General features: G+C 39.6%; 17 protein-coding genes and 1 pseudogene. 5 read left to right on the top strand and 13 right to left on the bottom strand.

Features of this window, described 5'->3' with window-relative positions:
• Nucleotides 1-80: 80 nt before the first annotated feature.
• The 3 genes from H6G57_RS17455 (at nt 81) to H6G57_RS17445 (ending at nt 7668) form a co-directional block, all read left to right on the top strand.
• Nucleotides 81-2036: an N-acetylmuramoyl-L-alanine amidase gene (locus H6G57_RS17455; RefSeq protein ID WP_375539534.1), complete on the top strand. Its 1956-nt coding sequence runs from the start codon at nt 81-83 to the stop codon at nt 2034-2036.
• A gap of 322 nt (nt 2037-2358) precedes the next feature.
• Entirely contained in the window at nt 2359-6708 is a 4350-nt protein-coding gene (locus H6G57_RS17450) for a transporter substrate-binding protein (protein WP_190520776.1), read from the top strand.
• Between the two features lie 174 nt (nt 6709-6882).
• Nucleotides 6883-7668, top strand: a complete 786-nt coding sequence (locus tag H6G57_RS17445; RefSeq protein WP_190520774.1) for a fasciclin domain-containing protein — start codon at nt 6883-6885, stop codon at nt 7666-7668.
• A gap of 95 nt (nt 7669-7763) precedes the next feature.
• Here the strand turns inward: H6G57_RS17445 and H6G57_RS17440 are convergent, their stop codons facing one another.
• The 3 genes and pseudogenes from H6G57_RS17440 to H6G57_RS17430 all read right to left on the bottom strand — a co-directional run bounded on the left by H6G57_RS17440 (nt 7764) and on the right by H6G57_RS17430 (nt 11360).
• A complete protein-coding gene (locus H6G57_RS17440) occupies nt 7764-9359 on the bottom strand; it encodes a DNA methyltransferase (protein WP_190520772.1) in 1596 nt (531 codons plus the stop codon).
• A 154-nt stretch (nt 9360-9513) separates the two neighbouring features.
• A pseudogene (gene clpP / locus H6G57_RS17435) lies at nt 9514-10119 on the bottom strand (ATP-dependent Clp endopeptidase proteolytic subunit ClpP); the annotation flags it as partial.
• Between the two features lie 125 nt (nt 10120-10244).
• Nucleotides 10245-11360 carry an acyltransferase family protein gene (locus H6G57_RS17430; RefSeq protein ID WP_190520770.1) on the bottom strand — a complete coding sequence of 372 codons (1116 nt, stop codon included), beginning with the start codon at nt 11358-11360 and terminating at the stop codon, nt 10245-10247.
• An 861-nt stretch (nt 11361-12221) separates the two neighbouring features.
• Between H6G57_RS17430 and H6G57_RS17425 the strand changes: the two genes are divergently transcribed.
• On the top strand, nt 12222-12785 hold the full coding sequence (locus tag H6G57_RS17425) for a hypothetical protein (RefSeq protein ID WP_190520767.1): 564 nt from the start codon (nt 12222-12224) through the stop codon (nt 12783-12785).
• On the opposite strand, the gene hypF is transcribed toward H6G57_RS17425, so the two are convergent.
• Nucleotides 12733-15180 carry a carbamoyltransferase HypF gene (gene hypF / locus H6G57_RS17420; RefSeq protein WP_190520765.1) on the bottom strand — a complete coding sequence of 816 codons (2448 nt, stop codon included), beginning with the start codon at nt 15178-15180 and terminating at the stop codon, nt 12733-12735. The two genes, H6G57_RS17425 and hypF, sit on opposite strands and share 53 nt — an antisense overlap.
• Nucleotides 15181-15314: 134 nt before the next feature.
• Between hypF and H6G57_RS17415 the strand changes: the two genes are divergently transcribed.
• Entirely contained in the window at nt 15315-16652 is a 1338-nt protein-coding gene (locus H6G57_RS17415) for a pentapeptide repeat-containing protein (protein WP_190520763.1), read from the top strand.
• A gap of 7 nt (nt 16653-16659) precedes the next feature.
• Here H6G57_RS17415 and H6G57_RS17410 read toward each other — a convergent pair whose 3' ends face one another.
• The 9 genes from H6G57_RS17410 to H6G57_RS17370 form a co-directional block, all read right to left on the bottom strand.
• On the bottom strand, nt 16660-16842 hold the full coding sequence (locus H6G57_RS17410) for an SMR family transporter (RefSeq protein ID WP_190520761.1): 183 nt from the start codon (nt 16840-16842) through the stop codon (nt 16660-16662).
• Between the two features lie 55 nt (nt 16843-16897).
• Nucleotides 16898-17677, bottom strand: coding sequence for a dioxygenase (locus H6G57_RS17405; protein WP_190520759.1), 780 nt, complete (start codon nt 17675-17677; stop codon nt 16898-16900).
• Nucleotides 17678-17696: 19 nt separating this feature from the next.
• Nucleotides 17697-18488 carry a hydrogenase nickel incorporation protein HypB gene (gene hypB / locus H6G57_RS17400; RefSeq protein WP_190520757.1) on the bottom strand — a complete coding sequence of 264 codons (792 nt, stop codon included), beginning with the start codon at nt 18486-18488 and terminating at the stop codon, nt 17697-17699.
• 1 nt (nt 18489) lies between these two features.
• Nucleotides 18490-18831 (bottom strand): hydrogenase maturation nickel metallochaperone HypA, encoded by a 342-nt coding sequence (gene hypA, locus H6G57_RS17395; protein ID WP_190520755.1) that lies wholly within the window; start codon nt 18829-18831, stop codon nt 18490-18492.
• A 174-nt stretch (nt 18832-19005) separates the two neighbouring features.
• On the bottom strand, nt 19006-19437 hold the full coding sequence (locus H6G57_RS17390; protein ID WP_190520754.1) for a hydrogenase maturation protease: 432 nt from the start codon (nt 19435-19437) through the stop codon (nt 19006-19008).
• Between the two features lie 18 nt (nt 19438-19455).
• On the bottom strand, nt 19456-20622 hold the full coding sequence (locus H6G57_RS17385; RefSeq protein WP_190520751.1) for a SpoIIE family protein phosphatase: 1167 nt from the start codon (nt 20620-20622) through the stop codon (nt 19456-19458).
• 22 nt (nt 20623-20644) lie between these two features.
• Nucleotides 20645-21145, bottom strand: a complete 501-nt coding sequence (locus tag H6G57_RS17380) for a PAS domain-containing protein (RefSeq protein WP_190520749.1) — start codon at nt 21143-21145, stop codon at nt 20645-20647.
• 2 nt (nt 21146-21147) lie between these two features.
• Nucleotides 21148-21411, bottom strand: a complete 264-nt coding sequence (locus H6G57_RS17375) for a (2Fe-2S) ferredoxin domain-containing protein (RefSeq protein WP_190520747.1) — start codon at nt 21409-21411, stop codon at nt 21148-21150.
• A gap of 71 nt (nt 21412-21482) precedes the next feature.
• On the bottom strand, nt 21483-22913 hold the full coding sequence (locus H6G57_RS17370; protein WP_190520746.1) for a Ni/Fe hydrogenase subunit alpha: 1431 nt from the start codon (nt 22911-22913) through the stop codon (nt 21483-21485).
• Between the last annotated feature and the right edge of the window lie 7 nt (nt 22914-22920).

Raw genomic sequence — 22920 nt, 5'->3', positions numbered from 1 at the left:
TTCGAGCTTCCGACTGTTCGCCAACAACTGACGACAGCGAAGACAATCCCGATTTGGTGTGGCTGTGGGAGTGTAAAACCTTGACCCAGGTTCAATTATTAATTCAGGTTCTTAGCGTGTCACGAATGGGAAAAACTCTATTTTTGCGTTGGTTACTACCCAGTTTAACGAGCTTTTTTATCCTGACCTCTCCCGCCCAAGCCGCGAGACTACAATCTTGGCAATTTGAAACGGCTCAAAACCGCCTAACCTTTACCACCGATAGCGGGGTACAACCCAAAGCTCAACTGTTGTCCAATCCCACCCGCTTAGTGATTGATTTACCCGGAACCAGCTTAGGCGGCGTTACCCGTCAGCAGGTAATTGGGGGTGCTATTCGGGAAATTCGAGTCGGTCAGGTGGATAATCAAACGGCTCGGATTGTTGTGGAATTAGCCAATGGTTACACCCTCGATCCTCAAGGGGTACAGTTTCGCGGTATTTCCTCTAGTCAGTGGAGCGTACAACTGCCCTCGCCTCAGCCTATCGGTACATCCACACCCAACCCTGTAGCACAGCCGAATCCTGTGGCGACAACCCCTCGCCCTCTGCCTCCGCAGCCTCCAACGCCCCAACAGACGGTTAATCGTTCGATTCCGAATCAAGCGAATACCACCTTAGCTCAGGTCGAAATTCGCGATAATGGCATTGTGCTGCACACCACAGGCAAAATGCCAGAGATTGAATTTAAACAAAGTCAAGATCGCAGTTGGATGACCTTAGATATCCTGGGTGCAACCTTGGCGAGTCGGTCAACCAGTGCGGGAAAACAGGTGAATCGAGATGGGGTAACGATTACGCAAGTTACCCAACTGTCTAGCAGCCCTCCGGTGGTTCGAGTCACCATGAGTACCCCGAAACGGAATCAAAATTGGCAAGCCAGAGCGTCCGCCGGGGGGGTGGCGGTTTGGCCCCAAGGGGGGACACCTCCAGCCGTTCAACTTTCGGCGGGGTTTGCGACGATTAAATCCGTTGAAATCCGTAACCAACAACTTCTGATCCAAGGGGATCAACCCCTGAACTATAGTAGTGGCTGGGATGCTGAAACTCAGTCCTATAGTATTACGTTTTTTTCTGCGGCTTTAGCTGAGGGAGTTTCCCTACCCCAACGACAGGTTGGGAGTCCGATTATTTGGACAAGGGTACGTCGGGAAGACCCGGAAACCTTTACGTTATTAATTAAACCCGCAACCCGGATTGAAGTGGGTCAAATTAGTCAAAGTAGTCCGAAACAACTGGCTTTACCTTTTGTCGGAGAAGGGTTAGGGGTTCCTCCGGCTGGACGTACCCCCGTTGCGACGGTTCCAACTCCTAATCCTAGACCTCTTCCCCCCAGAACGAATACTAATCCCTTACCATTTCCCCCTCGTTCTAATCCTCCGCAAACGAATCCGAATCCGTTTCCGTTTCCGCCACGTTCAGCAACTCCACCGTCTAACCTTCCCCTTCCCAATAGTCGAGTAGTCGTGATTATTGACCCCGGACATGGAGGTAGTGATGCGGGGGCGGTGGGTGTGAGCGGACTGCGAGAAAAAGATGTTGTCTTCTCGATTTCTCAACAGGTGGCTCAGATTTTGCAACAAAATGGGGTACAGGCGGTGATGACTCGTTTGGATGATCGCACCGTTGAGTTAGAACCCCGTGTGGATATGGCGAATCGCATGAATGCGACCTTATTTGTCAGTATTCACGCCAATGCAGCCACCAATGCAGCCGCCAGTGGGATTGAAACATTTTACTACAGCAGTGGTGGTCGTCTAGCTCAATATATTCAAAATAGTATTATGAGCAGTTTTTCACAATTGCCCAATCGAGGAGTTAAACAAGCGCGTTTTTATGTATTGCGAAATACCTCGATGCCTTCGGTATTAGTGGAAACGGGGTTTGTGACAAATAATTATGATGCCTATATGTTAGGTGATCCGGCTCAACGCAGTCGTATGGCCCAAGCGATCGCCCAAGGAATTCTGCAATATTTACGCGATAACCGCTATTAGAAGCTTGAGGGTTAACCGTTGATAGCTTACGGTTGACGGTTATAGCGCTACGATGAAAGGGAACAGGGAACAGTAAGGTGTGAAAGGGTTTCAGGATTTAGACCTGTCCTACCCATCGCGCGTAGCGCTATAACTACCAACGTCATCAGAATTTGCTGCTAAGATCATTAAATTATCGGATTAGAGATTTAAGCTCATCGAAGCTTAGACTGTTGTGATAGGACAGTCTATCCATAGGTGAGGTATTCAGGGTAATGGAATTTGAGGGTGCGGCTATCTTACCCGAGATTGAAAGTTTAGTTCTACCAGCCGTTAATCAACTATGCCAGGTGTACGAGTCGGGTTACTGCATTCTCTCAGTGGAGCAATGGCTTATCGGGAAAGGCCTCTGCTAGAAGCAGAATTAATGGCGATCGCCGAAATTAATGCTCAAGGTGGGGTTTTAGGACACATGATTGAGCCAATGATTGAGGATGGAGCCTCAGACTGTTTCACGTTTGAGCGAAAAGCAAAAAAACTGATTCAACAGGAGAATCTGACCACCTTATTTGGGTGTTGGACTTCAGCCAGCCGTCATGGCGTTAAACCAGTGCTGGAAAATTTTAATGCTCAATTGTGGTATCCAGCGCCTTATGAAGGATTGGAAAATTGTACCCAAATTTTCTATACCGGATTTTGTGCCAATCAACAAGTTGAATCTACGATTAGTTGGTTACTGCGAAATCAAAAAATTCGGTGTTATTTATTGGGTTGGGATCAGGTGTTTTCCCATACCCTAAATAAATTGATGAAAGTTCACCTGAAACATCACGGAGGACAGGTTGTAGGAGAAGCTTATGTTCCTTCTTCGACGCGGGATTTTGAACCGATTATTACCCGCATTCGGCAGGCGCAACCGGATATTATTATTAATACCTTAAGAGGCGATCGCAATTTAGTATTTTATCGCCAATTTTATGAAAGTGGGATTCGCGCTTCTGAGCTTCCCATTTTAGCAACTTCTTTATCGGAAGATGAAGTTCAACAACTTCACAATGCGGCGATTGGTCATTTAAGTTGTTTTCATTATTTTCAAAGTCTCAATACCCCAGAAAATCATCAATTTGTCCAATCCTTTAAACACCGTTATGGAGAAGATCGGGTTACCAATGACCCTATGGCAACGGCTTATAGTCAACTTTATCTATGGAAACAATCTGTTGAATTAGCAGAGTCCTTTGATGTGGAACGCATTCGCATTGCCTCTTACGGACAGCGTTTCCTCGCTCCGGGTGGGTTGGTTCGTTTAGAAACCAATCATCATGTTGCTAAAGTTTGCCGAATTGGTCAAGTTTTACCGAATCAGCAATTTGAGGTTTTATACACCAGTGAACAACCGATTAAACCTTTACCTTGGTTAGGATTTAATGAAGCCAATTTTAATGCCTCTGATATTGTTTTTGAATTATTAGCTGAAGTGAGTCAAGGAATTGAACGCGCCGAACAGTTAGAGCAAAAATCTATAGAATTAGAAGCTACAAAAGCTCAACTTCAACAGGAAATTGAAATCAGAAAACAGTTTGAAGCAGCGTTACAAAGAGCCAATGAAGAATTAGAAAATAAAGTAACAGAGCGCACAGCAGCTTTAAAAGAATCCAATGATAATTTAGTGCAAGAAATTGTGCAACATCAACAAGCTGAAAGTGCACTTCGCATAGCTAGAGATCAACTGCAAACGGTCTTAGATGCAGTTCCGGGTAACGTTTCTTGGATTAATTCTGATCTCCGTTATATTGAAGTAAATGACCGATTAGCTAATATGCTCAATCTCCCCAAAGAGGATTTCATCGGTCAACATATTGGCTTTTTAGGAACCAGTTCCGAATTCCAAGGCTTTGTACAAGATTTATTTGATAGTCCTGAAATTGATGCTTATCGAGAAGTGAGAACCCTAATTCAGGGTCAATGGCGACATTATTTAATGGTGGCTCAAAAATATAATAATAATCAAGCGGCTTTTGTGGTCGGAATCGATATTACGGCTCGAAAACAAGCTGAAGAATCCTTGAGAACGGCAAGGGATCAATTGCAAACGGTATTAGAAGCCGTTCCCGGTACGGTTTCTTGGATTAGTTCAGATCTGTCTTATATCGAAGTTAATCAACGGTTAGCGGAGATGTTTAACCTACCTAGAGAAGCTTTTGTAGGTCAAAATATTGGTTTTTTAGGCGGTAGTTCAGAATTCCAAAACTTTGTACAAGATTTATTTAATAGTCCTGAAATTGATGCTTATCGAGAAGTTAGAACGAAAGTTCAAAAAAAATGGCGACATTATTTAATCGTTGCTCAAAAATATAATAATAATCAAGCTGCTTTTGTGGTTGGAATTGATATTACGGCTCGAAAACAAGCTGAAGAATCCTTGAGAACTGCCAAAGATCAATTACAAACGGTATTACAAGCAGTTCCTGGAAGTGTTTCTTGGATTAGTTCAGACTTGCGTTATCTCGAAGTGAATCAACGGTTGGCGGATATGTTCAACTTGCCTAAAGAACATTTTATCGGTCAACATATTGGGTTTTTAGGAGACAATTCTGAGTTTACTCAATTTGTCCAACATTTATTTGATAGTTCGATTATTGATGCCTTTCAAGAACTATCTGTTTCTATTAATGAACAGGTACGACATTATTTAATGGTAGCTCAAAAATATAATAATAATCAAGCGGCTTTTGTGGTTGGAATTGATATTACGGCGCGTAAAAATGCAGAAGAAGCCTTACGATTAACTCAAGATCAATTAGAAGCGGTATTAGATGTAATTCCGGGGACAGTTTCTTGGATTAGTTCGGATTTACGTTATTTAGGTGTTAATCGTTATTTAGCCTCAACCTTTGACTTAAAACCCGAAGATTTTGTTGGTCAAGATATTGGATTTTTAAAAGCTAGTTTTCAGTTTAATGATTTCGTTCAAGGCTTTTTTAATCAGGCTGAAAGAGATGCTTATCAGGAAGTGATGTCTGTGATTAAAGGCAAACCTCGAAACTATTTAATCGTGGCTCATAAATATAATAATAATCAAGCGGCTTTCTTTGTAGGAATTGATATTACTGAACGCAAACAAGCAGAAGAAGCTTTAAAACAAGCAGAAGCCAACTATCGCAGCATTTTTGAGAACGCCGTTGAGGGCATTTTCCAAAGTACACCGACAGGAGTATATTTAAGTGCAAATCCGGCTTTAGCTCGAATTTATGGCTATCAATCTCCTGAAGAATTAATTGAAAATTTAACGAATATTCAAGATCTATTGTATGTTGAACCCCAACGTCGTCAAGAGTTTGTTCGACTCTTAGAAGAACAGGGGTCAATTGTAGGATTTGAATCCCAAATTCGTCGCTTAGATGGACAGTTGACTTGGATTTCAGAAAATGCGTTTGCGGTGCGAGATGAAGCGGGTACTTTACTTTATTATGAAGGAACCGTTGAAGATATTAATGAGCGGAAACAAGCTGAAGTTGCCCTGCAAAAGGCAATGGAAGAGTTAGAAATCCGTGTTGAAGAACGGACTGCTGCTTTACGGGAAGCCAACCATCAATTAGTTCGAGAAATAGCCGAAAGAACCCGGATTGAAGTCGCTTTACGAGAATCAGAAGCAGAATTAAGAGCCTTATTTGCGGCGATGACCGATGTAATTACGGTTTTTGATGGAGAAGGACGATATAAAAAGATTGTGAGCACCAATTCGGAAGTTTTATATAGTCCTACGGAGGAACGTCTGGGAAAAAGTGTATTTGAAGTTTTTCCTCCGAGTCATGCCGCTTTATTTTATGACCAAATTCAAAGAGTATTACAAACAAAGCAAACTTTAAATATTGAATATAGTTTAAATTCTGCCGAAACTGAACCCGGACATCATGCACCCAATTCCTCTGATTTTATTGGGGGAGATGAAGTCTGGTTTGCTGCAACTGTTTCTCCCATGCCTGATAACTGTGTGATTTGGGTCGCTCGCAATACAACGGAACGACGTAGGGTTTTAGAAGCCTTAAAAGCAGAACAGGAAAAATCAGAACGGTTATTATTGAATATTCTACCGCAATCGATTGCAGAACAACTCAAACAAAATCCCCATTCAATTGCTGAACGCTTTGAACAAGCTACGATTATGTTTGCTGATATTGTCGATTTTACCGGATTTTCCGCCCGCATTTCTCCGTCGGAATTAGTCGATTTACTCAATCAAATTTTCTCGGCGTTTGATGAATTAGCCGACAAACACAATTTAGAAAAAATTAAAACCATTGGAGATTCTTATATGGTCGCTGGAGGTTTACCCATGCCTCGTGAAGACCATGCAGAAGCAATGGCAGAAATGGCTTTAGATATGCAGGCAGAAATTCTACGATTTCAACGAGAAACGAACCAATCTTTTAATTTAAGAATTGGCATTAATACAGGGCCGGTTGTTGCGGGTGTAATTGGCACGAAAAAATTTATTTATGATTTATGGGGAGATGCCGTTAATATTGCTTCCCGCATGGAATCTCAAGGGGAAGGGGGGAAAATCCAAGTCACGGCTACCACCAAAAACCTGCTCAATGGAAAATACAACTTTGAAGAACGGGGTTTAATTGACGTTAAGGGTCGGGGACAAATGCTCACCTATTGGTTGACCCAACGCCAATTTCTCTAACAAAATAAATGTTAGAGTTGTCATCATCTTAATGGTCTTTCTGGTGTTGAGGTGGTTTGGAGACTGAATTTTGCAACAGGACTTGAAATTTTGTGAAGATATGTTACTATGCGTAGAATTACATACGCAGTTTGTGTACCTGTTTACAAACAAAACGCCTAAATTATGAATAGCATGGCTCAAACAACCCAAAAATTTCTGACTTTATTAGCAACCGTCAGCAGTGTCGCTGTCCTTACAGCCTGCGGTCAGCCTACTGCCACCAACACCACCCCGGAACAACCGGCGACCGAACAAGCAGCAGGGACTCCTGAGTCTACAACCTCTACAACAACAGCCACCACTGCTTCCCCCTCTCCGGGTGCTGATACCACAGCCAGTACAGCGACCACCACTCCGGGTGCTGATACCACAGCCAGTACAGCGACCACCACTCCGGGTGCTGATACCACAGCCAGTACAGCGACCACCACTCCTGCTGTTGCTTCCGAAAATACTGGAACAGATGCAGCTTTAGTTTCCAACGAGTCAGAAACCGTTGTCCAAATTGCCAGCAGCAACCCCTCTTTCAGTACCTTCACGAAAGCCGTTGAAGCGGCTGGGTTAACCGAAACCCTATCGGGTGCAGGCAATTACACCGTTTTTGCCCCCACTGATGAAGCGTTTGCTGCCTTACCTGCGGGTACTTTAGAAGAGTTAATGAAGCCAGAAAATAAAGAAAAATTGGCTCAAATTCTCCAGTATCATATTCTGCCCACTAAAGTCGCTTCGGCTGAAATTCAACCGGGTGAAGTCGCTACAGTTGAAGGAGATCCGGTTAATTTAGAAGTGGCTGAAGGCAAAGTTAAAGTTAATGGTGCTGAAGTTGTTCAACCAGATATTAATGCCAGCAATGGTGTTATTCATGTGATTAAGGTTGTTATTCTTCCTCCTGATGCTCCTGCTCCTAACGCTCAATAGAATTTAAGGAGTTCTCAAATTCAAAATTAATCGATTTTGAGATCATCTAAAAGCCCGGTTTCTTACAAGTTACCGGGTTTTTGAGTTTGTATTGTTTAGGAAGTGATATCAATATCTAATAAGCTTAACTGCGTTGGTTGAACTTCTTTTTGTTTTTCAGCAGATTTTAAGACTTCATAACCTAACGGAATGGATAACCGTTTTTTCTCCTCAATAATCTCTTGAACTGTCACAATTGAGATTTGATCATAACTTTGACTCATATATTTATTTTGATAAATTCCGGCGGATTTAGCTGTTTTAATCATCTCTTTTGTAGGTTCTTTTAAAGTAATAAAAATCCCCATTTTGGCTTTTTCTAAGGTTAAGGTTCCTTGTAAATCTCGAATATCTCCTGATTTAACATTACCAGATTTGACTTGTAAAATAATTTTTTCCGGTTCATCCTGTTCCCCTCGAAAATAAGCAATACCATCAATACCCTTATCCGCGCCTTTTTTCGGGTTAATTACTGCCCGATTATTACTATAAGTTAAAACTGCCCATTTTTCAAATTCCTTGCGGGTGCGATCGTCTTTTTTATTGGCTAATGCGATCGCAGATTTCATATCTTTAGGAATTCCATTGAGTTGAATTTGTTCTAATATTCCTTGACCAAACGCATCTTCTAACCGTTTTAAAATTAAACTAATACTTTGATAAGTAATATCAATCCCTATCCATTGACGCTCTAAACGTTGTGATACTGCAACGGTTGTCCCACAACCACAATAAGCATCTAAAATAATATCTCCTTCTTGACTACTTGATTGAATAATCCTTTCTAACAATGCTTCTGGTTTTTGAGTTGGATAACCCAAACGTTCTTTAGCTTGAGAATTAATTGATTGTATATCTGTCCAGATATTATCCATAATAACTCCTTGTGTCTCATGAAGATAGTTTTTAATCCGAGGAGTTCCATTTTTAGTATATTCAATTCTATCTTCAGCTTTTAGCTTTTCCAATCTTTCCTCAGAATAAGTTTTTAAGTTATCTAAATAATAATATCCTCTTTTATCTCTTTTTGTAAATCGAGATTTATATTTTTCAGAATATTCTTGTCTAATATGTTCAAAATAATACTGATCAGATTTCGTATAGAATAAGATGATATCAGCATTAGAAGGAAATCTTTTAGAAATAGATTTACTACTTCCTGAGTTAGTCGTCCTTTTCCAAGTAATTTCATTCTGATAGTTCCCACCTTGAGAACAAAAAACTGCATCTAAAATTAATTTTAGATAATGACTAGCTGTAGGATCACAATGTAAATAAAAGCTTCCTGTTGGTTTTAAAACTCGATAAATTTCTGCAATTCTCAAAGTCATACTAACTAAATAAGCCAAAAGGCTACCCTTACCCAGAACTTTTGTTAATCCTGCTATTAAATCAATACTTTGTTGGGTAAAATGACCTTGATAATTGCTAAAAATCTCCTTTAAACCTTGATTAGCCTGATCATCCCAAGTCCAAGTATCAATAAAGGCTTGAGCTTGGGCTTGATCTTCTTTGCCTAAATTATTATAAATTTGATTATAATTACGTTTAGAATTAAATGGGGGATCAATATAACATAAATCTACAGATTCATCCTTAATATGTTTCCGCAGAACTTCTAAATTATCACCGTAGAATAATTGATTAACCATAATGCGATCAAAAAACAATAGAAAAGCTATGAGCGCTTCAACAAATTAACCTCCCCTACACAATGGAGGGGGTTTATCGGTCGGCTTTTCATCCCTCCGCTAACCTAAAAGGAGGTGTAGCGGGGTCTTCAAACCGACACGTTATCAAGAATAACTAACTCACAACCGGATTTGATGCAGAAGGACGACGGTTAATCACTTGATCAATTAAACCGTATTGCATGGCTTCTTCTGCTGACATAAAGAAATCCCGTTCTGTATCTTCTTCAATGCGGGATAACGGCTGACCCGTGTGATCCGCTAAATGTTGATTTAGGCGTTTTTTCAGATACAAAATTTCTTTCGCCTGAATTTCAATATCCGTCGCCTGTCCTTGGGCTCCTCCTAACGGTTGGTGAATCATAATTCGAGAATGGGGAAGACTCATCCGTTTACCTTTGGCCCCCGCACTCAACAGGAACGCACCCATACTGGCGGCTAACCCAATACAAATCGTACAAACATCGGGACGGATGTGGTTCATGGTGTCAAAAATGCCTAAACCAGCCGTCACCGAACCCCCCGGCGAGTTGATGTAGAGATAAATATCTTTCTCTGGATCATCGGCATCGAGGAACAACATCTGGGCCACAATTAAGTTAGCCAGGTCTGCTGTCACCTGTTGTCCCAGGAAGATAATGCGATCGCGTAATAGCCGAGAATAGATATCAAAGGCTCTTTCGCCACGACCCGATTGTTCAATAACGGTTGGAATCATAGGACTGTGCTGCTCATAGTCATTCTATTGTCATTGTAGCGATTTTAGGACTGACGTAGAAACCGGGTTTCTGGCCTAGATTTTGCTGCTCAAATCCAGATTTTTCGTTTGGGTTGGATGTCGAGGGTTTAAACTTTCACAAACCATCCCTGACGATACATGAAATAGGAAATGACCCACCAAAATAAAAGGGTTGCGATCGCAAAAGCCAGAGAACCATTCATCGGGCCAAAAATCGATTGAAATACGGTTTCATACAACCAAGTTTTAGCGCTGGGAGCTTCGGGGGAATTTCCTATTTTAATTAAATTAAGAAGTCTAGCGACAAAACCAGAAGCGACAAAGATAAAAAGGGCATTTAACCCCATAACTTTAAACGGAAATCCCCATTTTGTCCAGCCTCGAACTTCTAGGGTTTCATAACAAAATGCTAACAGCAGTAATGACCATCCGACGGTAACGGTGGTAAAAGAACTTGTCCACAGAGATTTATTTAAGGGAAAAATTTCCGCCCACAAATATCCTACAACAAAACAACTAATTGCAAATACAATTAAACTGATACTGGTGTAGGTTCTAATCGGTTGTTTTCTAATCCAATTTCCGGTTAAATAACCCGCTAGAACTGTAACAACAGCCGGAAAGGTACTAAATAATCCTTCAGGATCATAAACTCCCCCTTTCCATAAATGGTTTTGACCTAATAGTATTCGATCAATATAGGCGGCAAAATTTCCCTCCGGTGTTAGATTTCCAGCGCCATAGCTCGGAACTGGAATATATTGCAGGGCTATCCAATATCCAACTAAAATTGCAGCACTTAATATCCATAATCCTTTTTTTGATAGATTAAAAATAGCGATCGCCGCTAAAAAATAGGCAACACTAATCCGTTGTAAAACCCCCATAATCCGAATTTGGGCGAGGTTATAAGTTGGAAATCCATTCAGGAGTAATCCTAATAAAAATAAAATGCCACATCGTTTAGCAATTCGCCAATAAATCGATTCAGGAACGGTCGTTTCTGGAGAACGATACTCTTTTGTATACTTCAAGAGGGAAAAAGCCATTGCTACCCCAACAATAAATAGAAAGAAAGGAAATACTAAGTCTGTGGGGGTACAACCATTCCATTCTGCATGATTGAGCAGGGGATAGACAAAATCCCAACTACCGGGGTTATTGACCAATATCATACTGGCGATCGCAATTCCCCGAAATACATCCAAAGCCTGTAGGCGCATAAGTCATCCTAAAACGTGCCTGGTATTATAGCCCGGTGTGGGGATTAAAAGATTTTAAATAATATTAATAATAATATTGATAAATAATATTAACTTAAACCAAAGGGGATTGAAATTTTGAAGACTGAGTGAATAGTTGAAAAAGATCAAAAAGGAGGTTAATTGTGATTTAGGGAAGACTTGTTAGGGAAAATCCGGATCAATTATTTTTCGATCCTAGATATTAACTTCAGACAAAAATTGTCACAAAGCGTAAACTAAGATGAAAAGGATGTTGACCCGGTAGGCTATGATTAGACATAGTAAGAGTCTATTGAGGAAAATAAAGATGCACCTGATGGCAAGATACCTAGATCGATCAACTTCCTGATGGCTTTCCTGTGAACCCCTGATGGGTTAGTTGGACAAACATGGACACTACGGACAAGTCACGTCTGAGTTAAATGATCGATCAAGGTGTGCGAGTCTATGTTGATTATGGCAGGCAGATTTTAACGATTTCAAGAGGTCTTTTGCAATCACCCACTTTTTCTGAAAGTTACTTAAATTTATGACAAATTTAGGCATAGCTTAAAGTTTTGGGTTAAGCTGCTTGTAGATTGATCATTAGGCGTGTTAATTAAGACTTTCTGGAGTCAATAAAGCGGTGTTAGTTATTTCGGTGTTTCCGTTCGACTTGACACCCTAACCAGATTAAGCTTGAATGTCCTCAAGTCCATACCGTTTGTCTACAACCACATCCGTGAGTCTGAGGATGTTTGTAGCCCATGAGTCACGGAGAATGGGGCTTACAGATTAGACATCATCAAGGATTGCATGAGTTGAGTTGAAACTGTATTTCTAGTAACGGTCGGTGGACAAATGCAAACGGAAACCAAAAGGCAACGAGCATCAACAAATACGATTGTTCGACGACAGGCGACACCGAAAGAGCGAGAATTAATCCACCTGTTAGCAAATTTGGGGTGTTCTCAAGCTAAATATGGTTTGAAACACGCCACCAGCAAAGGGGTAATTAGTCCAGAAGAACGATTAAGATTGGCAGAATGGCATTATCTTCGCTTACAACAAATTCGTCGAGTTGAACGTAGTTTAGATCCCGTTGCTACCCTCAAGCGTGTCTATTTCAAAAGTAAATTAAGCCCTCGCAATTTAGAATCTTTGAAATTGTTATGGGTTGAAGACGGAAAAAGTCGAGTCAAACGGGTTGATCCTGAACTGGATGATTTGCTGTGTGAGTCTTTAGATAAAGGGGATACCCTCAAGCAAATTTTTCGGATCATTGAAGTTAAAGAACGACAATTTGCGCGAACACCTGAACCGGGGAAAATTCCCCTTTGGGTGCAAGAATGGGAAGATTCCAATTATGAAATTAACTTTTTTCCGCCTTCCTTCCCAGATTGGGCACAGATTGTTGATGATTAATTAAAAAGGCAGCTTGTCCTAGTGCTAATCCTCCATCATTTGGAGGAATTTTTTGTGACCAATACACCTGAAATTGTTCTTGACAAAGGCGTTTAATCATGCGTTCAATTAAATATTGATTCTGAAAACATCCTCCACTTAAGGTTATTGTTTTTTCGCCTAATTTTCTCGCTATTTCTAAAACCGCCTCAACTAAAGTATTATGAAATTTAGCTGAAATTAAATTAATCGGTTTTTGGTTAATTTTATCCTGTAATATGGCTTTAATTGTAGCTTCCCAATTAAAATAATTTAGATTTTCTCCCTTTTCTAAAGCTTGGGGAAGATCACACCATTCAAAGGGATAATATTCATCGGTTTCTAAATTATCAATGGCAAATTCTAACGCCATTGCCGCTTGTCCTTCAAAACTTACTATTTCAGCAATTCCTAATAAACCAGCCACCCCATCAAAGAGTCTGCCTACACTCGATGTTAAAGGTGTATTTAATTTACGGTTAAGCATGGTTTGAATAATTTTTAACTCTTGAGTGGTGAAAGATTTCATTGACTCTAAAGTTATCTCGTGATTAAATACAGAATTTCCAAATAATTCATATAATAATCCTAACGCAATTCTTCGCGGTTCATAAACGGCTTTATCTCCACCGGGAAGGGGAAAAGGACGAAAAGAAGCCATGCGTTGAATTTGGGTTTCTGTGATCTGAAAAAATTCTCCTCCCCAAATAGTTCCATCCAGTCCATATCCGGTTCCATCCCAAGCTATTCCTAATAAGGGAAGTTGTAAATGATGTTCAGCAATAACGGAAAAAATATGAGCGAGATGATGTTGGACACGAATCAAAGGAATGGGGTGATTTTGTTGGGATAAAGCTTCTGCAAATTGCGTTGAATAATAATCAGGATGAGCATCACAAACAATGATATTCGGTTGAAAATCATAAATATTACTGAGACTATTCATCACTTCTTGAAATGCGTCTAAAGCTTGGGGGTTTTCTAAATCTCCAATATGTTGACTTAAGAAGGCTTTTTGATTAAATGCTATAGCAATTGTATTTTTTAAATGTCCTCCCACCGCTAAAATTTTTTTTGGGTTTTCTATTGACAAATCAGAAAGCTGTGCTAAACTAAAGTTAGTTTGATAAAATGGGGATCTATCTGCGCCTATAGACTCTTCTGGGATAGGAACAGGTAAAGGCGCGTAACCTCTGGCGCGACGCAACACCATTTCTTCACCTGCAATCACTCTGACCACAGAATCATCAATGGGTCTAACAATGGGGCGGTTATGAACTAAGAAAAAATCGGCGATTTGATTTAAACGAATGACCGCTTCCGCTTCGTCAATACAAATCGGTTCACTGGCAAAATTGCCACTGGTTGCCACAATCGGAAAATTTAATTCTGCTAATAATAAATGATGTAAGGGTGTGTAGGGTAACATCACCCCTAAATAGGGATTTCCTGGGGAAATTACCCCTGCTAATGGAGAAATTCGACGTAACAAAACAATTGGAGATGCGGGAGAACATAATAATTGTTCTTCTAATTCAGAAACCAAACAATCCTGTTTAACTTGTTCTAAATTAGGATACATCACCGCCAAGGGTTTAGCTGGGCGACGTTTACGAGTGCGTAAATTCTGTACAGCCGTTGCATTTCTAGCATCGACGATTAACAGAAATCCACCTAACCCTTTTAATGCTAAAATTTGACCTGAACGAATGATATCCGCCGATTGTTTTAAAGCGTCCTGAAAACTAGCAATTTTATTTCCTATTTTATCCCATAATTCTAATTGTGGCCCACAAACCGGACAAGCATTGGGTTGAGCATGAAACCGACGATTTAAAGGGTTATTATATTCATTTTGACAATCACAACACAGGGTAAATGTTGACATTGTGGTGTGATTTCGATCATAAGGTAATCCTTGAATAATCGAATAACGCGGCCCACAATTGGTACAGTTAGTAAAGGCGTATTGATAACGGCGATTTTCAGGATCAAAAATTTCTTGTAAACAGTCAGAACAAGTTGATAAATCGGGTAATACAATTGCTGACTTTTGAGTGTGGGTTGTAGAGTCAGAAACGTGAATTTCAAATTGAGAATAACCTACTGTTGGTAACCAAATTGAGTCTAAACTTAAAATTTCAGACTGAGGCGGTTTTTCCTGTTGAAGACGGCGTTGAAACTGTTCTAAATTCTCCCGTAAACCTTCCACTTCAATACAAACCCCTTGAACGGAATTATTTACCCATCCCGTTAAGTTTAACTGAGTTGCGAGGCGATAAATAAACGGACGAAAGCCAACGCCTTGCACTGTTCCTTGAATCTTGAGTTGCAAGCGATAGTGTTGAGAATTGAGATCAGAAGAAGGTTGTGACATAGATCAGACTTAGAACAATTTTATTATAGCGATATTGTTAAGCGATCGCAAAAATACTATAGTTTAGGAGAAGCACTCAAAATTTATCTGAGTTTGTACATAGACCCCCCTCCTCATCGGTAGAAAATCGTGGTATGAAAGGTAAAACAGGATTATCAGTGAGCAAACCCGAAAGGTTAGAATCATTAGAACAAATGCTAGAACCCAACTCCAAAGAACGCTTTGACTCGAAAAACGCCTTACCTGGTTTAAAATCATCGGATTTAGGAACAGAATCAGAATCTTCAACTCCTAAACCGAGGAAAGCCGTTGCTAATATTATGTTGACAGTTGTGGCGGTTTTAAGTACAGTCATAGCCATTTGGGTTTGGGTCGAAAATAGCCGATTAAGTCAACGTTTGAAAACAGAAACGTCTAATTTAACCCCATCATCGGCAAAAAAACAACCCAAAAATCCCCAAGAAACTCTATTAGCAACAAAGAAATGTCCTGAATGTAATTTGAGTCGAGCTAATTTAAAAAAAGCCTCTTTGAGAGAAGCGTATTTATGGAAAGCAAATTTAGAAAATGCCGATTTGAATGATGCTAATTTAGAGTTCGCTGATTTACGCGGTGCAACCTTAGCGGGTGCAGATTTACGAGATAGTCAATTAGCAAGTGCTAACTTAGGATATGCTAATTTAATGGGAGCAAAACTGAATAATGCTGATTTTCAACAAGCTAATTTATGGCAAGCGAATTTAAAAAATGCGAACCTCAATAATGCTACATTCAGACAAGCTGATTTACGCAAAGCTAATTTAGAAGGTGCTATTTTAGAATCTGCTAATTTCTTAATGGCTAATTTAACTTCAGCCAATTTAAAACAAGCTCAATTAAAAAATGCGAATCTCAATGGTGCTATTTTAGAAGACGCTAATTTAAACAAAGCTAACTTGCAAAATGCAGTTTTAACGGAGGCGAATTTAACTCAAGCGAATTTAGGGAATGGGATTTTAAATCAAGCTAATTTACAAGATGCTAATTTATCTGAAGCGGTGTTATGGTTAGCTCAATTAGAAAAGGTTAATTTAGAAAATGCTAATTTAGAGAAAGCGAAATTAGGTTATGCTAAACTGAATCAAGCGAACTTAAATAATGCTCAATTAATTGATGCAGTATTAGAAGGAGCAAGTTTAGAAGATGCGGAATTAAAAAAAGCGAATTTAAAAGGTGCTAAATTAGAACGAGCTAATTTATTAGGAGCCTATTTAGAACGAGCTAATTTACAAGAAGCAAATTTAGAAGGAGCCGATTTACGAGGTGCAAATTTAAGTAAAGCTAACTTGAAAAATGCTTATTTAAAAGGGGCAAATTTACGGGGTGCAAACTTAAAAGGAGCCGATTTAGAAGGAGCAAATTTACGAGATACTCAGTTAAAAGGGGCTACAATGCCGAATGGTAAAATTTATGTTAATGAAGAAGAAGAGTAAAAAAATATTAGTTTAATTGGGAGGAAGTTGCTTTTAAACCCATTAAAGCAAGGACTAATAAACTTCTTAACACCCCAAACCCAATAAAAGTAACAATTGCATAGGGTTTTGTGAGTCCTTCTGAAAGTTTCAAAAAACTAGAAAATCCTAATTCAAATAATCCGGCTAAAATTAAGTAAATCCAACCCACTTTTTTGAGAACAATACAGACAAAATTAATACTCCTTCTGTTGCGTTACTGTCTTCTAACTAAAGGCGTAAGCTGCCATACTGAAAGCACCATAGGTGTAGCTACGATGTAGTTGTATTCCCTTCGCCTTTACTCCGCCAGCACCTAACGCCACAAACAAAGGCAGAAAATGTTCCTCTGTCGGGTGGTTTTCAGGAGCATAAGGTGCCAGTTGCCGATACCGAATTAGAGCGTCCCAGTGCCCATCCTCGATGGTTTTTGCTACCCATTGATCAAACTGTTCCACCCAATAGGGAGGCGGTGCATTATAATTTTGATCAAAAGCATTAAGATTGTGGGTAATGCCACCACTCCCGATAATCAGCACTCCCTCCTGTCGTAAAGGTTCTAGTGCCTGTCCCAATTTACAATGATAGAGGGGATCACGGTAGTATTGAATGGATAGCTGGGTAACGGGGATGTCCGCGGCTGGATAGGCTAAAAGCAAGGGTGTCCAAGCTCCATGATCTAATCCTCGTTCTGGATGAGTCTCGCAGGGAATATCCGCCTGGGTGAGCAAGCTAACGATACGAGAAGCAAGTTCAGGTGCACCGGGGGCGGGATAGTTTAGGTGATAAAGCTGTTCGGGAAACCCAGAAAAGTCATAGATTGTCCTGGGATTTTGGGCTGTACTGACCCTAGGTAAATCGGTAAGCCAGTGGGCAGAGATAACTAGAATGGCGTTTGGCTTAGAAAATTGTTGATCAAGAGAGCGCAGAAAGTGGGTGACTTCCCCCTCTCGAATGGTTAAATCCGGTGCTCCGTGAGATAAGAAAATAGCAGGTAGGGTATTCATCGGTTAATACAAATGGGTTTTATTCTACGGTTAGTAAAGGGCTGGTTTCTTGAATCTGTTCTTCTAAAAATTGATACCATTGATTCATCCCTTGACCTGTTTTTGCAGACACTTCAAAAATTTGTGCTTGGGGAACCATTTTTTTAATATTAGTTAAGGCTAATTCTCGGTCAAAACCGACGGCTTCCGCAATATCCATTTTATTAATAATCACCACATCAGCCGTTTTAAATAAGGTGGGATATTTTAAGGGTTTGTCTTCTCCTTCGGTGACAGACAGTAACGCAATTCGTTTGTTTTCCCCTAAATCGTAGGCGGCGGGACAAACTAAATTGCCGACATTTTCAATAATTAATAATTTTACCTGATCTAAGTTAATTTGAGAAATGGCTTTAGCAATCATATCCGCTTCTAAATGACAAACTGTTCCGGTGGTAATTTGAACCACTTGTGCCCCTGAACGTCTTAAGCGTTGAGCATCATTATCGGTGGCTAAATCTCCCACAATAACCGCCCCTGGAAGTTGAGAATTAATATCGGTTAAAGTCCGTTCAATAAAGGCGGTTTTCCCGGAACCGGGAGAGGATAAAACGTTTAAAACAAACAGTCCTTTTCCCCAAAAAAAGCCTCGGTTTCGTTCTGCTAATCGTTCATTTTTTGATAAAATAGCTTCATGAACGGTTAAGGTTTGATGGGAATGTTCATGATCAAAATGTTCATGATTATGATCATGGGTGTGGGGATGTTCATGATCATGATTATGGATTTCAATCGTTCCTGGGGTGACAGCACAACCGCAATTTGTACACATATTAAGAAACCTCTAAAGATGTTAATTCTAATTCTTTTCCTTGACGAATATCAAGGCTATATTGATGACAATGGGGACATTCATCAATAAAGTCATCGGGTTGAAATTCGACGTTACAATGATGACAATAACAGCGTACGGGAATAGATTCAATTTCAAAATGAGCGGTTTCTGCTATTGTTCCTTTGGTAACAACATCAAAGGCAAATTCTAACGCTTCTGGAATCACCCCTGATAATGTCCCTACTTTCATTTTAATCCGATGGATTTGAGTTGCCTGTTGTTGTTTAGCATGATTTAAGGCTATCTCTAGGGTTTGTTCCATAATACTGACTTCGTGCATAATTTGTAGTCACCCCTTCAGGGGTGAGATTGAGTCCTGAAGGACTCACTACTTTTTGTAGTCACCCCTTCAGGGGTGAGATTGAGTCCTGAAGGACTCACTACTTTTTGTAGTCACCCCTTCAGGGGTGAGATTGAGTCCTGAAGGACTCACTACGGTTGATTATAATTAATTTTAGGTTTTTTTGATGAGATTTTTAATGATTTTTAAGGCTTCTTGAATGCCATTTAATGCTTTTGGGGAAAGGGTTTCGCTGAGTTCAAAATTCTCTCCAGGGACGGCAATTAACCAAGCTTGAGGACTTTTTTGATAGAGAAATTGAGTTAAGGATAAAAGCGATCGCGGGTTTAAAGAATGACCCCAATTAAATAAATCTGAGGGTAAAGGTTCCAAGGAGGTAATATTAACACTATCTCCCTCTAAACCAGCATCGACAAAAATAACAGTTTCAACTTCTGCCATTTCTGCGGCAATTTCTGGAGTGAGTTGATGGAGAGATTGCGATCGCACATTGGCTAAATTCCACTGTTCAACTTCTGCAATTACCGCTTGACCGATGCCATCATCACCGCGAATCGGGTTGCCATATCCTATAATTAATATCATAATTTATTTTGGGTTTTATTAACAATATTCTACCATAACTTCTTTCTGTTGGCTACGAAGTAACTGGACTAAATCTTCGATTAAATTACGACGAATTGAAATGTTTTTAGGTAATAAAGGGTTTTGATAAAATTCATTAATTTGTTGACCGACTAAAAAATAAATTGAATCTCCTTCTAAGATTTCCCTTGCTAATAAAACGGCTCCATTTTTATCGGAAGATAATCGAGAAATATCCCCTTTAGATTTTCTAATCATTTCCGTTGCTTTAGAAATGGTTAAAATTCCTTCCGTGACTAAATCAACTTCTTTTAATATGCCAATGGGAGGTAAATCTTTTCGCATGGTGGGAATATCCATTTCAATGGTTTCTCCCATATAATTTGCGACTAAATTGCCTGTTGTTCCTCCACAAATAACTTTACGACCCGGAAAACTTAATAACCGTTCTGCATAAACTTCATCTTGAGTAATATCTAAAGGGGGGCCAGTAAAAATCATCACGGGGTTAGGTTTTCTAACATAAACCCCCACAAAGGTTGCATCATCGCCAATTTTATCTCGATATAAAGAACGAGTTTCTGCCATTACTTGTTCAATAATTGACCGTGAATTTGTCGCTTGACTAATAAAAATTCGCTCCATATATTTAGCAATATTATCCCAACCCCAGCCAAAATTCATCGTATCTCCTAACCCCGCATACAGAATACCATCACTAATGGCTCCAATAAAATCCCCTCGTTCTAATTTTCCTTCGGAAGATTGTATTTTTTTTTCTAATATTTTATCAATTTTGGTTTCTAATTTAACAATGCGACCTTTTTTAAAATAAAGAACTGGAGGGTTATCAAAATTGATGACTTTAAATTCATTGGTTAAATGATTAATTGAAATAATGGTAAAAGTAGCATAGGCAATTTTTCTCACCTGACAAATGGGTAACGTTCCTATAACAGTTTTAATCACTTCTTCTAAGGGAACATCCGCATTTAACATCGTGATTAAAATTTCAGTGGTTAACGTTGCTAAAATACTAGCTTTTACCCCACTTCCTAACCCATCGGATAAAACAATGGTGCTTTTTGTTTCGGTTTTAGTAAATTTAACTTGATCACCACAAAGCTCTTCGCCTTTTTTATTTAGGCTCAGATTACAAATATCAAAAAAGTTATCTTGATTCATATTATATTAAGTTTGTGATGGTTTACTGATTCACCATTTCAATAATTTTAAGTAAACTAACTTTAGTTTCTGCCGTTGTTTCTCCTAATAACCCTGCTATTTCTTGAGCGACTTTCATTTGATTATCTACCACTTCATTCACTTTTTTAACGGTTTCTGCTTTAATTCTATCGGTTTCTTTTTTACGTTCCATCTCGGCGGTAATATCGGTCATAATACAGCCAATAATATTTTCTTCTTTAATCGGAAAAATAAACTCTCGAATATATAAATCATATTGGGAATAGGAAGTTTCTCGTCCTCGAATTACGGTATTAGTCTCCCAAGCTTCTTGAAAATGATCAATATTTCCTAAAATTTCCGTTGCTAATTTTCCGATAATTTTTTCTTTTTCGACGTTAAAGATTTGACAAAATGCTGGATTAACCAGTTTAATAATTAAATCTGAATCTACAGCAATTAAACCGTTCGGATCATATTCCCATAAAAGCTGCCAAAGGTGGTTTTGTGTTTTTTCTAACATAGTTAATTATTGTTTTTAATAGCGGGAAGGATTTCTTGTAAAAATTTATCTTCTATATTTTGAGGACTAATATTAATAAAATGCAAATCTCGAAACTTCATTACAATTCCTGAACTACAAGTTTCTAAGCAAAATGAACCTTTTAATTCAATTTTTTGATCAATATTATATTCACTCATTAAAGCTTGCAATTTGGGTAAGACTTCATAGACTCCCATTTGGTGACAAGCGGAACCCATACATAAATATAAGTTTTCTTTTGACATTTTTCTCTCTTAATAAAGAAAGTAGAGGAGAAGGTTTTGGAAGGGCGAGAAAACCTCGCCCCTACGGGTGATTAATGGCGATATTTTTCTTGAATTATTGTTCCATCCTTTTGAATTAATTGAATGTGTAATGGCATTTGTCCGACGGCGTGGGTGGAACAACTTAAACACGGGTCATAAGCACGAATTCCGGCTTCTACTCGGTTTAACATTCCTTCAGGAATTTCATTTCCATGAATATAATGTTGGGCAATTTGAGTCACGGTTTTATTCATGGCTAAATTGTTTTGTCCGGTGGCAATAATTAAGTTAACTTTCTTAATTAAGCCGTTTTCATCCACTTGATAATGATGGAATAAAGTACCGCGTGGTGCTTCACTGACTCCCACTCCTTCTAAACAGTTAATTCCCGCTTCTGAACGCACCCGTTTTGACACAATATCCGGGTCATCAACTAACTGTTCAATGGCTTCAATACAAGCCATAATTTCCACTAAACGGGCATAATGATAGAAGAAGGAAGAAGTGGCAACTCGTCCCCCTGCGCGATGACGAAATTCAATTAATTCTCGGTCTGCATCTTCGGTTCCAATACAGTCACAAACGTTCAATCTTGCTAAGGGCCCAACGCGATAAATCCCATCAGGATATCCCAGAGGTTTGTAATAGGGAAACTTCAGATAAGACCAATTTTCAACGGCTTCTCCTAAGAAGTCTTGATAGTCATCTTCGCTTAAACCATCGGCTACAATTTCGCCATTACTATCAATAAATCTCAGATGTCCGCCATAATGTTCCCAAGTGCCATCCGGGGCAACTAACCCCATAAATAATGAAGGAAATTTCCCAAAAACATCAACTTCTTGGGCTAATTCACTATCCAACAACCGCTTAAACAAACTAATCGCTAATTCGGTGGTTTGTCGGGCTTCCGGTAAGCGTTCTATAATCCAGTTTCGCCCGTCTTCAGACAGGGGAGAACGCACCCCACCAGGAACCGCCCAAGCCGCATGAATTTTTTTCGCGCCTAATATTTCAATTACCGTTTGTCCGAACTGACGCAAGCGAATTCCCGCCCGTGCTAAATCGGGGTCAGCCGCCATTAAACCAAAGACATTTCGTTTAGCAGGATCACTATCCCAACCTAATAGAAAATCGGGGCTACTGAGGTGGAAAAAACTTAAGGCGTGAGATTGAGTTAACTGGGCTAAATTCATCATCCGCCGCAGTTTTTCCCCAGCAGGAGGTACCTGCACCGCCAGGATTTTATCGCCTGTTTTTGCTGAAGCTAAGAGGTGACTCACGGGGCAAATTCCGCAAATTCTGGCGGTAATTCCGGCCATTTCAAACATCGGTCTACCTTCGCAGAATTTCTCAAACCCTCGAAATTCTACAACATGAAATCGAGCGTTTTCGACTTCTCCCGCATCATCTAAATAAACGGATATTTTAGCGTGTCCTTCAATCCGAGTAACGGGATCAATAATAACTGTTTTAGACATATTTTTA

The organism is Planktothrix sp. FACHB-1365, assembly GCF_014697575.1.
Taxonomy (GTDB): Bacteria; Cyanobacteriota; Cyanobacteriia; order Cyanobacteriales; family Microcoleaceae; genus Planktothrix.
The sequence above is the reverse complement of the archived record's forward strand: the minus strand, read 5'-3'. Positions and strand labels throughout refer to the sequence as shown.